General features: G+C 66.6%; 17 protein-coding genes. 7 read left to right on the top strand and 10 right to left on the bottom strand.

Annotation, left to right across the window (positions count from 1 at the left end; all coding sequences use genetic code 11):
* Nucleotides 1–111: 111 nt before the first annotated feature.
* Nucleotides 112–954 (top strand): TauD/TfdA dioxygenase family protein, encoded by an 843-nt coding sequence (locus C3E99_RS09375; protein WP_076077760.1) that lies wholly within the window; start codon nt 112–114, stop codon nt 952–954.
* Between the two features lie 50 nt (nt 955–1,004).
* A complete protein-coding gene (locus tag C3E99_RS09380) occupies nt 1,005–1,466 on the top strand; it encodes a host attachment family protein (protein ID WP_076074963.1) in 462 nt (153 codons plus the stop codon).
* A gap of 48 nt (nt 1,467–1,514) precedes the next feature.
* On the opposite strand, the gene C3E99_RS09385 is transcribed toward C3E99_RS09380, so the two are convergent.
* Nucleotides 1,515–2,189, bottom strand: a complete 675-nt coding sequence (locus C3E99_RS09385; RefSeq protein WP_076074961.1) for a lysoplasmalogenase family protein — start codon at nt 2,187–2,189, stop codon at nt 1,515–1,517.
* A gap of 109 nt (nt 2,190–2,298) precedes the next feature.
* Here C3E99_RS09385 and trmFO point away from each other — a divergent pair, with 109 nt between their 5' ends.
* Nucleotides 2,299–3,663 carry a methylenetetrahydrofolate--tRNA-(uracil(54)-C(5))-methyltransferase (FADH(2)-oxidizing) TrmFO gene (gene trmFO, locus C3E99_RS09390; protein WP_104959726.1) on the top strand — a complete coding sequence of 455 codons (1,365 nt, stop codon included), beginning with the start codon at nt 2,299–2,301 and terminating at the stop codon, nt 3,661–3,663.
* A 220-nt stretch (nt 3,664–3,883) separates the two neighbouring features.
* Here trmFO and C3E99_RS09395 read toward each other — a convergent pair whose 3' ends face one another.
* Nucleotides 3,884–4,345: an EF-hand domain-containing protein gene (locus C3E99_RS09395; protein WP_076074957.1), complete on the bottom strand. Its 462-nt coding sequence runs from the start codon at nt 4,343–4,345 to the stop codon at nt 3,884–3,886.
* A gap of 277 nt (nt 4,346–4,622) precedes the next feature.
* Here C3E99_RS09395 and C3E99_RS09400 point away from each other — a divergent pair, with 277 nt between their 5' ends.
* A complete protein-coding gene (locus C3E99_RS09400) occupies nt 4,623–5,528 on the top strand; it encodes a hydrogen peroxide-inducible genes activator (RefSeq protein WP_067106484.1) in 906 nt (301 codons plus the stop codon).
* 17 nt (nt 5,529–5,545) lie between these two features.
* On the opposite strand, the gene pgsA is transcribed toward C3E99_RS09400, so the two are convergent.
* The gene (gene pgsA / locus C3E99_RS09405; RefSeq protein WP_104959727.1) at nt 5,546–6,121 is read right to left on the bottom strand and encodes a CDP-diacylglycerol--glycerol-3-phosphate 3-phosphatidyltransferase; all 576 of its coding nucleotides are present in this window, start codon (nt 6,119–6,121) and stop codon (nt 5,546–5,548) included.
* Between the two features lie 147 nt (nt 6,122–6,268).
* Here pgsA and C3E99_RS09410 point away from each other — a divergent pair, with 147 nt between their 5' ends.
* Nucleotides 6,269–7,540, top strand: a complete 1,272-nt coding sequence (locus tag C3E99_RS09410) for an MFS transporter (protein WP_067106488.1) — start codon at nt 6,269–6,271, stop codon at nt 7,538–7,540.
* Here C3E99_RS09410 and C3E99_RS09415 read toward each other — a convergent pair.
* From C3E99_RS09415 to C3E99_RS09430, 4 genes are all read right to left on the bottom strand, one after another.
* Nucleotides 7,537–7,773: a hypothetical protein gene (locus C3E99_RS09415; RefSeq protein ID WP_234002656.1), complete on the bottom strand. Its 237-nt coding sequence runs from the start codon at nt 7,771–7,773 to the stop codon at nt 7,537–7,539. The genes C3E99_RS09410 and C3E99_RS09415 overlap by 4 nt on opposite strands.
* A gap of 86 nt (nt 7,774–7,859) precedes the next feature.
* Nucleotides 7,860–8,576 (bottom strand): ribonuclease T2 family protein, encoded by a 717-nt coding sequence (locus tag C3E99_RS09420; RefSeq protein WP_076074952.1) that lies wholly within the window; start codon nt 8,574–8,576, stop codon nt 7,860–7,862.
* Nucleotides 8,563–9,411 (bottom strand): carboxylating nicotinate-nucleotide diphosphorylase, encoded by an 849-nt coding sequence (nadC, locus tag C3E99_RS09425; protein WP_076074950.1) that lies wholly within the window; start codon nt 9,409–9,411, stop codon nt 8,563–8,565. The genes C3E99_RS09420 and nadC overlap by 14 nt, the downstream gene beginning before the upstream one ends.
* Before the next feature lie 96 nt (nt 9,412–9,507).
* Complete coding sequence (locus C3E99_RS09430; protein ID WP_076074947.1) at nt 9,508–9,957, bottom strand: peptidylprolyl isomerase; 450 nt, start codon at nt 9,955–9,957, stop codon at nt 9,508–9,510.
* Between the two features lie 180 nt (nt 9,958–10,137).
* Here C3E99_RS09430 and mgtE point away from each other — a divergent pair, with 180 nt between their 5' ends.
* Both mgtE and C3E99_RS09440 read left to right on the top strand, forming a co-directional pair.
* Nucleotides 10,138–11,601: a magnesium transporter gene (gene mgtE, locus C3E99_RS09435; RefSeq protein ID WP_082796976.1), complete on the top strand. Its 1,464-nt coding sequence runs from the start codon at nt 10,138–10,140 to the stop codon at nt 11,599–11,601.
* Nucleotides 11,602–11,831: 230 nt separating this feature from the next.
* Complete coding sequence (locus C3E99_RS09440) at nt 11,832–11,963, top strand: entericidin A/B family lipoprotein (protein ID WP_076074945.1); 132 nt, start codon at nt 11,832–11,834, stop codon at nt 11,961–11,963.
* Between the two features lie 19 nt (nt 11,964–11,982).
* On the opposite strand, the gene tatC is transcribed toward C3E99_RS09440, so the two are convergent.
* Genes tatC through C3E99_RS09455 form a run of 3 tightly spaced genes read right to left on the bottom strand, consistent with a single transcriptional unit; the run spans nt 11,983 to nt 13,495 of the window.
* The gene (gene tatC, locus C3E99_RS09445; RefSeq protein ID WP_076074942.1) at nt 11,983–12,792 is read right to left on the bottom strand and encodes a twin-arginine translocase subunit TatC; all 810 of its coding nucleotides are present in this window, start codon (nt 12,790–12,792) and stop codon (nt 11,983–11,985) included.
* Nucleotides 12,789–13,229, bottom strand: coding sequence for a Sec-independent protein translocase protein TatB (gene tatB / locus C3E99_RS09450; RefSeq protein ID WP_104959728.1), 441 nt, complete (start codon nt 13,227–13,229; stop codon nt 12,789–12,791). Before tatB ends, tatC begins: the two co-directional genes overlap by 4 nt.
* A 38-nt stretch (nt 13,230–13,267) precedes the next feature.
* Nucleotides 13,268–13,495: a twin-arginine translocase TatA/TatE family subunit gene (locus tag C3E99_RS09455; RefSeq protein ID WP_067106498.1), complete on the bottom strand. Its 228-nt coding sequence runs from the start codon at nt 13,493–13,495 to the stop codon at nt 13,268–13,270.
* Nucleotides 13,496–13,513 lie beyond the last annotated feature (18 nt).

Here is a 13,513-nt window from a genome sequence, read left to right on the forward strand (position 1 = left end):
GGGATGGAGAATGGACCCTGAAACAGCTTCAGGGTGACGACGGCTGGAATATCCGTCTTGGGCCGGATGCACTCAATTGACCCCACGCCCCGATTGGCGCAGCATCCCGCCATGACGCTCATCATCACCCCCAGCGGTCAGGCGTGCGGCGCGCGCGTGACGGGCGTGGACCTGACGCAGCCGCTCGCGCCCGCTACCGTCGCCGAAATCCGCGCCGCATGGCTCGATCATCATGTCCTCGCCTTCCCCGACCAGAAGATGAGCGATGACGATCTCGAACGATTCACCGCTTCCTTCGGCGGCTTCGGCGACGATCCCTTCATCAAGCCGATCCCCGGCCGTGCGCACATCATCGCGGTGAAACGGCGCGCCGACGAGACCGCGCCGCTGTTCGCCGAAAACTGGCACAGCGACTGGAGTTTCCAGGCGCGGCCGCCCGCGGGCACCTGCCTGTTCGGCATCGCCATCCCACCGGTCGGCGGCAACACCGAATTTTCCAACCAGCATGCCGCGCTCGACGCCATGCCCGACGGCCTGCGCCGGCGCATCAAGGGCCGCAATGCGATCCACAGCGCGCGCGGCGGCTATGCCCCCTCGGGCATGTATGGCGCGCGCGACGCCGGGCGCAGCATGGACATCCGCTCGGGCGAGGAAGCGATGGCAACGCAGCGTCACCCCTTCATCCGCGCGCACCCCGAAACCGGCCGCGAGGGCCTGTTCGGCTGCGCAGGCTATATCATCGGCGTCGAGGGGATGGACGATGCCGAGGCGCAGCCCCTGCTCTACGAATTGCTGCAATGGCAGGGGCGCGAGGAGTTCCGCTACAGCCACGCCTGGGAACCCGACATGCTGCTGATGTGGGACAACCGCTCGGTCCTGCACCGCGCGACCGGCGGTTACGACGGTCACGACCGGCTGCTTCACCGCACGACGATCGCGGCGTGGGACGGATAGGGAAACCAGATCGACAGGCGAGGCGTTGGTCCGGCAGGAAGGAAGCCATCATGACGATTGCCCATAACACCCTCGTTCTCGTCGCCGACGGCCGCAAGGCGCTGATCCTGCGCAACCATGGCGACGAGCAGCGGATCGACCTGCGCACCGAAACGCACCGCGAGCGCGAGGATCGCAAGGACAGCGACATCAAGACCGCGCCTGCCGGCCAGTCGCCCGCCCCGGCCGGAACCGGCCTGCCCGGCGGCACGATGGGCGAACCCGATTTCCACCAGCAGGAAGAGGACCGCTTCGCGCGCGATCTTACCGAAAGGATCAACGCGATGGCGCTGGCGGGCGAATTGGACGCGCTCGTCGTCGTGGCCCCGGCGCGCACCATGGGGGTACTGCGGCCGCTCTGGCACAAGGAGGTCGCCGCGCGCATCGTTGGCGAGCATGTCAAGGAGATGACCGACCGCCCGACTCCCGATATCGAGGCGCTGCTAATGAACGAGGCCGCCCCGCCCGCCTGACGGTCAAAGGGGCCGCAAGGACGGATTGCGAGCCTTATCCGTTGGCCGTCATCCCGCCCGTGCTTCGCTCGACAGCGTCTTCACGATGCCCCACGCGATCAACGCCTGTCCGGCGAAATAGAACGGCCAGACGAGCCACAGCGTGACCCCCTTCGGCAGCGCGCCGCCCTCGCCCGCGAAGATGAAGAGATCGCTCACCAGGAACAGCATCGCGCCGATCCCGGTGCGATAGCGCGGGAAGCGGCTGATCCATGCGCAGGCCGCCATCGCCGCGACGATCGCGGTATAGGCAAGCGCCGCCCCCATCAGGTCCGCGGGCGCGGCGCGCGTCAGGCCCCAGGCGATGAGCAGCGCCAGCGGCGCTACCAGCGCGGCCAGCAGCGTCTGCGACCGCGACGGGCCCTGCCGCCGATTGCGAAGATAAAGCACGATCGCTATTCCGTGCCCCGCCGCAAAGGCCGCCGCACCGACGAGCATGCCGATCGCATCGAGCATCCAGTCGCCAAGCGCCCCGAAACCGAGCGCGGCCGCGATCAGCCAGCCGTTCGTACCGCGCGCATTGGCGGCCGCCCACAGCGCGAGGAAACCGACCCCCGTCGCCTTCCACGCCCAGATCGCCGGACCGTCCCAGCGCTGATACACCGCGATGAAAAAGCTGATCCCGCCGATCAGCGCGAGGATCCACAGCCAGCGCGCGCGATCCCAGCTCTGTTCTCCGCCCATCGTCCGCCCCTTTGCATCTCGTTGTCTACCGCCTAGAGCATCGCGTCATTGATCGGCTCCATCCCCGATCTCCTGCGCGGCAGACCCCGCTCAAGTCAACGGATAGAATATGGCGACCCACGACATTCACATCATCGGCGGCGGTCTTGCAGGCTCCGAAGCCGCCTGGCAGCTCGCCGAAGCGGGGTTCCGCGTCCGCCTGTCCGAAATGCGCGGCGCCGGTCTGCCCGACGGGGGCGACACGACGCCCGCGCATCAAGGCGACGCACTCGCCGAGATGGTCTGTTCGAACAGTTTCCGCAGCGACGATGGCGACAGCAACGCCGTCGGCCTGCTGCACCGCGAGATGCGCGCGCTCGGCTCGCTCATCATGCGCGAGGCCGACGCGACGAAAGTTCCCGCGGGTTCGGCGCTCGCGGTCGACCGCGACCTGTTTTCGGGCGGCGTCACCCGCGCGCTCGCCGAACATCCCAACATAACCGTCGTGCGCGAACGCATCGACGCGCTGCCCGCCGAGGGTCTGACGATCGTCGCCACCGGCCCGCTCACCGCCGCGGGTCTCGCAGAAAGCATCGGGGCCGCGACGGGCAGGGATTCGCTCGCCTTCTTCGACGCGATCGCGCCGATCGTCTATCGCGACAGCGTCGACATGGATGTCGCGTGGATGGCGAGCCGCTGGGACAAGGTCGGGCCGATCGGCGACGGCAAGGACTATATCAACTGCCCGATGGACCGGGACCAATATTATGCCTTCGTCCAGGGCCTGATCGACGGCGAAAAGACCGAGTTCAAGGATTGGGAGACCGACACCCCCTATTTCGAAGGCTGCATGCCGATCGAGGTGATGGCGGAACGCGGCCCCGACACGCTGCGCTTCGGCCCGATGAAGGGGGTCGGACTCGATAATCCGCGCACCGGGCGCTGGCCCTATGCGGTCGTCCAGCTTCGCCAGGACAATGCGCTCGGAACGCTGTGGAACATGGTCGGCTTTCAGACCAAGCTCAAGCATGGCGCGCAGGTCGAACTGTTCCGCACTATTCCCGGGCTCGAAAAGGCCGAGTTCGCGCGGCTCGGCGGGCTGCACCGCAACAGCTTCATCCGCTCGCCCGAACTGCTCGACCCGCAGCTCCGCCTCAAGTCGGCGCCGCATATCCGGTTCGCGGGACAGATCACCGGCTGCGAAGGCTATGTCGAAAGCGCGGCGATCGGCCTGATCGCCGCACGTTTCGCCGCCGCCGAACTGGCGGGCCGCCACTTGCCCCCACCACCGCCCGAAACCGCGCTCGGCGCGCTGCTCGGCCATATCACCGGCGGCGCCGACGCCGCGAGCTATCAGCCGATGAACGTCAATTTCGGCCTTTTCCCGCCGCTCGCCAACGAGGTGCGCAAGAAGGACCGCAAACTCGGCTATACGCAGCGCGCGGGGCAGGCGCTGGCCGGATGGATGAAGCTGGCAGACGGCGTGGTCGCCTAGGGATCGTTGCGGCAGTTTCGGGGTGGGAAGCGGTCGTTAGACATGCCCTGGTTTCCCCTCCCGCTTGCGGAGGGGCAGCGAGACTTACGAACTTGTTCGTTAGTCACAGCGGGGTGGGCCTTTGCGCCGTTGCTGCCCACCCCCGACCCCTCCCGCTTGCGGGAGGGGAGATGGACGGCAGCTTCCGGTCGCAACCAGACACTCAACCTCATCCCGCCGCTCAGCAACTGCACTTGGGCTTGGCCGCCGGTTTCGGCGCCGTCGTGGCGAACTCGGCGCGGGTCAGGTCGCCCGATTTGTCGGCGTCGGCCTTGGCGAAACGGTCGCTCGTCGCCGCCGCCCATTCCTCGAAGGTCAGCAGATTATCGCCATTCTTGTCGAGCTTGCGGAAAGCGGCGGTGCGCGTCGCCATCATCTCGATCCGGCTGATCCGTTCGTTGCGGTCGCGATCGTAGCGATTGAAGCGCCGCTCCTCGCGCGACTTCGCCTTCGCGGCGGGCAATGCCGGCGGCGCCGGGCCGCGCTTGGGTGCTCCCGCGCCCGCAACGGGAATGGCCGGCAAGGCCGGCGGGGGCGCCGGCAGCACCTCTTCCTCGGCGATCTGGCTATACCCCTTCCACACGAACAATCCGCCGGTCAGCAGCAGCGCGCTCGCCACGCCGCCGATCAGAAATCTGGACATCGCCATGGCCTCCCTCCTCACCGTCGCGTGCTAACATGGCGCGGCAAGCAGCGGCAACAAACGCGGTCCTATCGGCCTATATATCCTTGAAACATGGCAGGACCCGTTCCCCGGCGAAAGCCGGGGTCCACGCGGGGCAGCGCCATGCCGGTTGGACCCCGGCTTTCGCCGGGGAACGATGACCTGTCCGAAAGGGGACCATGATCAATCCTGTCGGCGGCAAATATCAATCGGGCGGATTGTTCAAAATCGACGACATCATTGCTATATCCGATCAATGCAGAACTACCTCCCGTCCCTGAAGCAGATGCAATATCTGGTCGCACTCCACCAGCATGGGCATTTCGGCCGCGCCGCCGACGCCTGCAACGTCACCCAGTCGACGCTGTCGGCGGGCGTTCGCGAGTTGGAGACACTGCTCGGCCAGACGCTCGTCGAACGGACGCGCCGCGTTGTCCGCTTCACCTCGCTCGGCGACCGCATCGTCGACAAGGCGCACCGCGTGCTGCGCGAGGCCGAGGAACTGGCCGACATGGCGGCGGCGGCGGCCGCGCCGCTGGTCGGCGAGCTTCGCATGAGCGTCATCCCGACGATCGCGCCCTTCCTGCTGCCGGGGCTGCTGCCCCGGTTGCGCAAGGAACGCCCGGCCCTCAAACTCTTTCTGCGCGAGGAGCCGAGCGCGCAGGCCTGCGAGTCGCTGCATCACGGACAGGTCGATTGCGTGCTGCTGGCGCTGCCATACGCCTGCGGCGACGTCGAGAGCGAGGCACTGTTCGACGACGCGCTGTTCGTCGCCTTCCCTGGCGACCAGGCCGAGGACCTGCCTGCGGTCGTCACCGCCGATCAACTCGACCCCGCGCAGATGCTGATGCTCGAGGACGGGCATTGCCTGAAGGATCACGCGCTTGCCGCGTGCAACCGGCCCGAACTGCGCGCCGGCGCGCGGATGATGGGCACCTCGCTCCACACGCTGGTGCAGATGGTCGACAACGGCCTCGGCATCACCATGCTGCCGCAGATGGCGATCGAGGCGGGTATCCTAGACCATACCGGGATCGACACCCGACCGCTCGCGTCGGATCACGATTGGCGCACGATCGCGCTGGTCTGGCGCAAGGGCAGCCCGCGCGCGGACGAATTCCGCATGCTCGCCGACATTTTTCGCAAGCACCGCGCGAACTGATCGCCGCGCAGCTTTGGTCAATCCATGTGCTTGAGGCCGACGCGCAGATAATCCCAGCCGGTGACCAGCGTCAGCACCGCGGCGCCCCATAGCGAGGCGAGACCGACCGTCTTGATCCACGCCATCGCGGGCAGCGCGCCCGCGAGGATCAGCGCACCGAAAGCGATTAGCTGAAAGGCCGTCTTCCATTTGGCGAGCCGCGTCACCGGCATCGACACCTGCAGGGTCGCGAGGAATTCGCGCAGCCCCGACACGATGATCTCGCGCAGCAGGATGACCAGCGCCGCGATGACGTGCCACCCTTGTATGTCGCGGGTGAAGACGAGCAGCAGGATCACCGCCGCGATCATGATCTTGTCGGCGATCGGATCGAGGAAGATGCCGAGCCGCGACACGGTGCCGCGCGCCCGCGCCACATAACCGTCAAAATAATCGGTGATGCCCATCAGGCAATAGAGGCCGAAGGCGAAGGCATAGTCGATCGGCAGCGGCTGGTGGCGCGCGGCCTCGTGCGCGCCGGGCCACAGCAGGAACAAGAGGATCGGCACCGCCAGGATCCGCGACAATGTCAGAAGGTTCGGAAGGCTGAGCATGGTTCCTGATTCCCGCCCGCAAAGCGCGACTGTTCCAAAATGGGCTTTGACCCCATCTGCCCTAGCCGATAAGTCCCCCGAGCGACAACCGAATTGCCCGCGGCGGCAGCGTTCGTCGCGCGTTCGAATAACAAGAGTGGGCTTCGCATGACCGGTTCCCTTGCGCTGATGAAGCAACGCCGGTTCCTGCCCCTGTTCGCCACCCAGTTCCTGAACGCCTTCAACGACAATTTCTACAAGATGGCGATGGTGATCCTCGTCACCTTCACCATCTACAAGGACCCGGAGACCGAGGCGTGGTTCAACGCGCTGGCGGGCGGGCTGTTCATCCTGCCCTTCTTCCTCTTTTCGGCGCTCGCCGGCCAGCTTGCCGACAGCACCGACAAGACCCGGATGATCCGCATCATCAAGAGCGCCGAAATCCTGATCATGGTCATCGGCGCGTGCGGCATCTGGCTGCACAATGTCCCGCTGATGCTGCTCGCGCTCTTCTCGATGGGGATGCACTCGACCTTCTTCGGCCCGATCAAATATGCGATCCTGCCCCAGCATCTGGAAGCGGACGAGGTGCTGGCGGGGACCGGCTGGGTCGAGGCGGGCACCTATATCGCGATCCTCGGCGGCACCATCGTCGGCGGGCTGACGCCGCCGCACATCGCCATTCCCGGTATCGTCGCGGTTGCGGTGATCGGCCGCATCACCGCCAGCTTCGTGCCGTCGGCCCCGCCCGAAGCCGAAGCGCGGGATTTGGTGATTGATCACAATGTCCTGCGGTCGTCGTGGCAGATCGTCAGTACGACGATGCATATCCCGCGGCTGTTTCTCGCCATCGTGTCGATCAGCTTCTTCTGGGCCATTGGCGCGATTCTCGCCGCGCAGTTCCCGCCGCTGGTCAAGAATGCGCTCGCGGCCGACAAGACCGTCGCGACGATGTTCACCGCCATCTTCTCGGTCGGGGTCGCGATCGGCTCGATCGTCGTCAACCGCCTGCTCAAGGGGCGCGTGTCGGCCCGCTATTCGCCGGGGTCGGTGATCGTGATGGGGCTGTTCGTGCTCGACCTCTGGTGGTCGGTGAAGGGCTGGCCGCACCGCGACGGCAGCCTGATGGACTGGCGCGAGTTCCTGTCGCTGTCGGCAGGCGACCGCATCATTTTCGACCTGCTGGGCATCGCGATCGCGGGCGGGATGTTCGTCGTGCCGCTCTACGCCTTCCTGACCACGACGGTCGCCAAGTCGCAGACCGCGAGGACGATCGCCGCAAACAACATCGTAAACTCCGGCTTCATGGTCGCCGCGACGCTGCTGCTAAGCGTACTGATCGGGATCGGCCTCACCATCGACGACACGTTGCTGATGGTCGCGGCGATGTGCCTCGTCTCCGCCTTCCTTGCCTGGCGGCTCCACAAGGCCTGCGACTAAAGCAGGAACATCATCGTCGCGGTGAAGAAGATCGCAAAGCTCTCAAGAAACAGCCGCAGATCGCTTCCGCTATCGAACATCGAGCGCGGCCGGCGCTGCGCGGCCAGCGCGGCGCGCAATTCGCCCTGCCAGTCACTCGGCGCGGCCAGCCGAACGATCGCCACCTGACGCACGCAGTGCGCACGCACGCGGCCGCGGATATCGATGCGTTGGCCGGAGTCGATTCGATCCATGCCGCGACGCTAGGAAATCCCTAACGGCCCGGTAAGGTTAAAAGAGCGTTAACGCGCGCGCTGTCCCGCGACGGGACGCTGCCGCCTCAACGCGGCGGGCGGATTCGTACCGGGCGGCGGTCGTCGGCCCCCGCCTGAAACGGCTTGCATCGCTGCGGGCGCATGCGCGGCCCAAGGCACAGGCGCACCTCGTCGAGCCAGCCGTCGCGATCGACCGCCACCGCGACCATCGGCGCGGCAATGCCCTTGTTGGCGGTGGCGAAGGATTGGCGGATGGTTTGCGCGGTTTGTGGCGTTGCGGCGAGCGCCGCCATGTCGGGAAAGCGCACCGCGCCGAACAATATCTCGGCGGCGCGGAAATAGGCGGCGGGGTGCGGGCTCATGCAGGTGCCGTGCTTGGCCCATTCGTGCTGGAGGAGCTGCGCCGACGGCGTCATGCACAGATGGCGGCGCAGCACCGGCGCGGGCACGACCTTCGCCGGACGGCACCATTGCGGATAGGCGGGCCCGTCGGCTTCGGGCCACAGGCCGTGCAGCACCCAGCCGAAGCGGCCGCCCTCGCCCGAACATTGGAAGCGGTCGCGCGCGCCCTTCGGATCGCGGACGCGCGCGCAATGCTGCGGCGACCAGCTCATGGCGAGCAGATAGCCGCCGATCTTCGGCGTGCGCACCGGCTCGCCGCGCGGCGGCTTTTCCACGCGTGGAACGGGGATGCGATCGGGAAGCGTGCAGGCGGGCGCCCGGGCCTGGGCGACGGCAGGGAACAGCGCCAGGGCCAGCGCGACGACGCTAGGCCAGCGCAAAGTCGAGCCCGATATCGGCGGCGGGCGCCGACTGGGTCAGCCGGCCGACCGAGACATAGGTGACGCCGGTCGCGCCGATCGCGCCGATGGTGTCGAGCGTCACGCCGCCCGACGCTTCGGTCGGGACGCGCCCCGCGACGATGGCGACGGCCTCGCGAAGCTGGTCGGGGGCCATGTTGTCGAGCAGCAGATGCGTCGCGCCCGCTTCGAGCGCGGGGGCGACCTGATCGACGCGGTCGACCTCGACGATGATGGTCGCAATCCCGGCCGCGACGGCACGGCGCACCGCTTCCTCGACCGACCCGGCGACCGCGACATGATTGTCCTTGATCATCGCGGCGTCCCACAATCCCATGCGGTGATTGGTCGCGCCGCCCATGCGCGTCGCATATTTTTCGAGGATGCGCAGGCCGGGAATCGTCTTGCGCGTATCGAGCAGCACCGCGCCCGTCCCGGCGAGCGCATCGACATAATGGCGCGTCATCGTCGCGATTCCCGACAGATGCTGGACGCTGTTCAGCGCCGAACGCTCTGCGGTGAGCATCGCGCGCGCATTGCCCGACAGGCGCATGAGCGGCGTCCCCGGCGCCACCTGTGCGCCCTCCTCCACCAGTATCTCGATCGTCATCGCCGGATCGAGAGCGCGGAAGAAGCGTTCGGCGATCGGCAGGCCGGCGACGGCGATCGCGTCGCGGCTGTTCATCACGCCATCGAAACGCGCGTCGGCGGGGATCACCGCCTGCGAGGTTATGTCGCCACCGCTGCCGAGATCCTCGGCAAGCGTGGCGCGGACGAAGGCGTCGAGGTCGAAGCCGGGAAGCGTGAAATCGGTCATGGCCCCCGCGATAGTGGCTGGGCGGGGCAAATCAACTCGATGTTGCATCTTTCGGACACGGCTCCCTCCCGCAGGCGGGAGGGAGCGGACGCCGATTCAGGCCACCGTCGCCTTGACGATCTTGCCCGGCTCGCGCGGCGGTTCACCCTTGGGCAGGGCGTCGACATTCTCCATGCCCTCGATCACCTCGCCCCAGACGGTGTACTGGTTGTCGAGGAAACGGGCGTCCTCGAAACAGATGAAGAACTGGCTGTTCGCGCTGTTCGGATTCTGCGCGCGCGCCATCGAGCAGACGCCGCGCACGTGCGGTTCGGCGTTGAATTCGGCCGGCAGGTCGGGAAGCGGGCTGCCACCCATGCCGGTGCCGGTCGGATCGCCGCCCTGCGCCATGAAACCGGGGATCACGCGGTGAAAGACGACGCCGTCGTAGAAGCCGTCCTTCGCGAGCGTCGTGATGCGCTCGACATGCTGGGGGGCGAGGTCGGGGCGCAGGCGGATGACGACATCGCCGGTCGACAGCGACAGGGTAAGGGTCTGTTCGGACATAGGGAGGCTCCTGTGAGTGGTTTGCCAGCGCCATAGCGGGCAGCGGTCGCGATGCCACGCATTAATTGCGGTCCGGACCCGCCGCAGCGCGTGCGCGGCGTTGCCATTACCCGGTTCGCGGACTAGGGGGAGGCTCGGCCCGCCGGCGACGAGCGCCCGCAAGCAACAGGGAGGACCGCGATGGACAAACGCGAAGAATCCCTGCCCCCCCATGACGCCCCGACCGCGACCATCGACGACCGCGAGCATGATCGCGATCCCGCGCCGCGCGAAGCCGAGACCGAGCTCGACGAGGACGACCGGCTGAGGCCCGAATTCGTTCGCGACGTCATCGACCTGGTCGAGGCGGGCGAGGACGAGGCGGCGCGCGAGCGCATCGGCCGCCTGCACCCCGCCGACATCGCCGACCTGTTCGAGCTAGTATCGGACGAGGATCGGCCGTCGCTCGCCCGCGTCCTCGGCGACATGCTGTCCCCCGACGTGCTCGCCGAGATGAACGAGCATGTGCGCGAGGGGCTGATCGACCTGCTCGCGCCCGAACAGGTCGCCGAGATCGCGTCCGAACTCGACACCGACGACGCGGTCGCGATCATCGAGGATCTGGAGGAAGAGGAACAGCAGGCGGTCCTCGACGCGATGGAGCCCGAGGACCGGGCCGCGATCGAAGAGGCGCTATCCTATCCCGAGGAGAGCGCCGGGCGCCTGATGCAGCGCGAGTTCGTCGCGGTGGCCGAGCATGTCACCGTCGGCGACGTCATCGACCGGCTGCGCGAGGATCGCGAACTGCCGACCGATTTCTGGGAAATCTTCGTCGTCGACCCGATGCATCGCCCGGTCGGCACCTGTCAGCTCAGCTGGATCATGCGCACCCCGCGCGACATCGCGATCGGCGACGTGATGAAGCGCGAGCAGACGCTGATTCCGGTCGACATGGATCAGGAAGAAGTCGCGCTGCGCTTCCAGAAATATGCGCTGATTTCGGCCGCAGTCGTCGACCGCGCGGGCCGCCTGGTCGGCGTGATCACCGTCGACGACGTCGTCCACATCATCCAGGAAGAAGCGGGCGAGGACATATTGCGGCTGTCGGGCGCCGGCGACGGCGACATCAACGAGCCGATCCGCGAAACCTACAGCGCGCGCGTGCGCTGGCTGATCGCCAATCTGGGCACCGCGCTCGTCGCATCGAGCATCGTCGGGATGTTCGGCGGCGCGATCGAACATATGGTCGCGCTCGCAGCGCTGATGCCGATCGTCGCCGGGGTCGGCGGCAATGCGGGCACGCAGACGCTGGCCGTCACCGTCCGCGCGCTGGCGATGAACCAGCTCACCGATTCGAACAGCTGGCGCGCGGTGTTCCGCGAAATCAAGATCGCGCTGCTCAACGGCGGGACGATCGCGCTGATCGCCGGGACCGCCACGGCATTATGGTTCGCCAATCCGGGGCTCGGCGGGGTGATCGCCGCGGCGATGATCGTCAACATCTTCGTCGCCGGGGTCGCCGGGGTCGCAATCCCGCTGCTGCTCGACCGGCTCGATCAGGACCCGGCGGTCGCCAGTTCGATCTTCGTCACCATGACCACGGATTCGATGGGGTTTCTGGCATTCCTGGGGCTCGCGGTGGCAAGCGGGCTCACCACCCTCTGACATCGGCATCCCGAATCCACGCGGCGAAACGGCGCGATTCCGGGATTTCCGGAAAAATTTTCATCCCGGAACTTTTTTCGGGAACTCCCGCCCCATTCACGGGTTTCCCTTTCGAGCAGCGGTCAACGCCCCCCCGCAGCGCTGCTCAGCAACATTGGCCCGGCCCGCATTCCCTCCCCCCCCTCGAAGCGTGCCGGGCCATTTTGCATCAAGACCCGTAGAGGTGGAAAATGACGACGCGTAACCGTGCTATCCTTCTTACCCTGCTTGCCAGCTTTCTGGTCGCTGCCTGCAATACGGTGAAAGGGGTCGGCCGCGACATCGAGTCGGTCGGCCAGGCCGGCAGCGACGCCATCCACTGATCGGCGGGAAGCTTACCCCCTATGCCTCTTCGAGAGGTTCGACAGGCGCCGTTTCGGCGCCTGTCTTGCGTCGGCGCTGGGTGAACCAGATCGCGAACAGCGACAGTTCGTAGAGAAAGACCAGCGGCACCGCGAGCAGCAGCTGGCTCAATATGTCGGGCGGCGTGAAGACCGCCGCGACCGCGAACGCCGCGACGATCATGTAGCGGCGCGCCGAGACGAGTTGCTCGCGCGTCACCAGCCCCGACCGTTCGAGCAGCATCAGCAGGATCGGCAGCAGGAAAGCGATGCCGAACGCCATGATGAACTGCATGATGAAGCTGAGGTAATTGCCGACCGATGGCAGCGCCTCCTGCATCACGCCGCCGATCTCTCCCTGATAGCCGAGCAGGAATTTGAGCGCGATCGGCACGGTGATGAAATAGGCGAAGCAGGCGCCGACCGCGAACAGCACCGGGGTCGCGAACAGAAAGGGCAGCAGCGCGCGCTTTTCCTTGCGGTAGAGGCCGGGTGCGACGAATTTCCAGAGCTGGTTGGCGATCACCGGGAAGGCGATCATCATCGCCGCGAACAGCGCGACCTTGATCTCGACGAAGAAGGCCTCGAAAAGCTGGGTATAGATCAGCTTGCCCTGCCCCGCCGCGACGAGCGGATGGACGAGGACGCCGAAGATCGGGCGCGCGAAATAGAGGCACACCCCGAAAGCGAGCGCAATCGCCACCAGGGATTTGAGCAGGCGCGAACGCAATTCGATCAGATGGTCGAGCAGCGGCATCTTGCCGCCGGCACCATCCTCATCATCGGCGGTCACGGGGGTCTCGACGGTCATGGCAGCGGTCCGCCCGGCGGCGGCACTTCGTGCGTTTCGCGCGGCGTTTCGGGCTTTGTGGTTGCCGCGGCGTGATCGGGATTTTCGGGAGCGGGGCTATCGGGTCCGGGGCTATCGGGTCGGGCGCCCGCGTCGTCGCCCTTCGCCTCCGGAGGCAGCGTCGTCGCCGGCAGCATCGTCGGCGCGTCGACGCCGTCGATATTCGGAAATTCGCGCATGATCGCTTCATTCTGCGCGCGCCACTGCTTTTCGAGTTCCTCGAGCTCGGCCTCGCGCATCATCGTGTCGAGCCCGGCGCGAAAATGGCGCGCCATGCCGCGCGCCTTGCCGACCCACTTGCCGACGAAGCGCATCGCCTTGGGCAGGTCCTTCGGGCCGATGACGACCAAGGCCACCACCACGACGAGCAGCAACTCGGTCGGTGCAACGTCAAACATGGCTCAACCCAATCCCGCGCCGGTGGTAACGGCCGGGGTCAGCGGTTTTCGGTTTCGGCTGTCGGGGTCGGCGTCGCGTCGGGCGACCGCTGTCCGTCGATCTGCCGCGGCGCGGGGCGCGCCTCGTCGTCGTCGGCCATGCCCTTCTTGAAGCTCTTTATGCCCTTGGCAACATCGCCCATCATGTCGGAAAAACGGCCCTTGCCGAACAGCAGCAGGACGAGAATCCCGACCACCAGCCAGTGCCAGATGCTGAAGCTACCCATCTATCGTCTCCTTGAGGT

The organism is Sphingopyxis sp. MG, assembly GCF_002953155.1.
Taxonomy (GTDB): domain Bacteria; phylum Pseudomonadota; class Alphaproteobacteria; order Sphingomonadales; family Sphingomonadaceae; genus Sphingopyxis; species Sphingopyxis granuli.

Bases quoted from the DNA above. Each gene is read 5' to 3' on its own strand.
- C3E99_RS09375 (WP_076077760.1), top strand. From the start codon at position 112: ATGACGCTCATCATCACCCCCAGCGGTCAGGCGTGCGGCGCGCGCGTG.
- C3E99_RS09380 (WP_076074963.1), top strand. From the start codon at position 1,005: ATGACGATTGCCCATAACACCCTCGTTCTCGTCGCCGACGGCCGCAAG.
- C3E99_RS09385 (WP_076074961.1), bottom strand. From the start codon at position 2,189: ATGGGCGGAGAACAGAGCTGGGATCGCGCGCGCTGGCTGTGGATCCTC.
- trmFO (WP_104959726.1), top strand. From the start codon at position 2,299: ATGGCGACCCACGACATTCACATCATCGGCGGCGGTCTTGCAGGCTCC.
- C3E99_RS09395 (WP_076074957.1), bottom strand. From the start codon at position 4,345: ATGTCCAGATTTCTGATCGGCGGCGTGGCGAGCGCGCTGCTGCTGACC.
- C3E99_RS09400 (WP_067106484.1), top strand. From the start codon at position 4,623: ATGCAGAACTACCTCCCGTCCCTGAAGCAGATGCAATATCTGGTCGCA.
- pgsA (WP_104959727.1), bottom strand. From the start codon at position 6,121: ATGCTCAGCCTTCCGAACCTTCTGACATTGTCGCGGATCCTGGCGGTG.
- C3E99_RS09410 (WP_067106488.1), top strand. From the start codon at position 6,269: ATGACCGGTTCCCTTGCGCTGATGAAGCAACGCCGGTTCCTGCCCCTG.
- C3E99_RS09415 (WP_234002656.1), bottom strand. From the start codon at position 7,773: ATGGATCGAATCGACTCCGGCCAACGCATCGATATCCGCGGCCGCGTG.
- nadC (WP_076074950.1), bottom strand. From the start codon at position 9,411: ATGACCGATTTCACGCTTCCCGGCTTCGACCTCGACGCCTTCGTCCGC.
- C3E99_RS09430 (WP_076074947.1), bottom strand. From the start codon at position 9,957: ATGTCCGAACAGACCCTTACCCTGTCGCTGTCGACCGGCGATGTCGTC.
- mgtE (WP_082796976.1), top strand. From the start codon at position 10,138: ATGGACAAACGCGAAGAATCCCTGCCCCCCCATGACGCCCCGACCGCG.
- C3E99_RS09440 (WP_076074945.1), top strand. From the start codon at position 11,832: ATGACGACGCGTAACCGTGCTATCCTTCTTACCCTGCTTGCCAGCTTT.
- tatC (WP_076074942.1), bottom strand. From the start codon at position 12,792: ATGACCGTCGAGACCCCCGTGACCGCCGATGATGAGGATGGTGCCGGC.
- tatB (WP_104959728.1), bottom strand. From the start codon at position 13,229: ATGTTTGACGTTGCACCGACCGAGTTGCTGCTCGTCGTGGTGGTGGCC.
- C3E99_RS09455 (WP_067106498.1), bottom strand. From the start codon at position 13,495: ATGGGTAGCTTCAGCATCTGGCACTGGCTGGTGGTCGGGATTCTCGTC.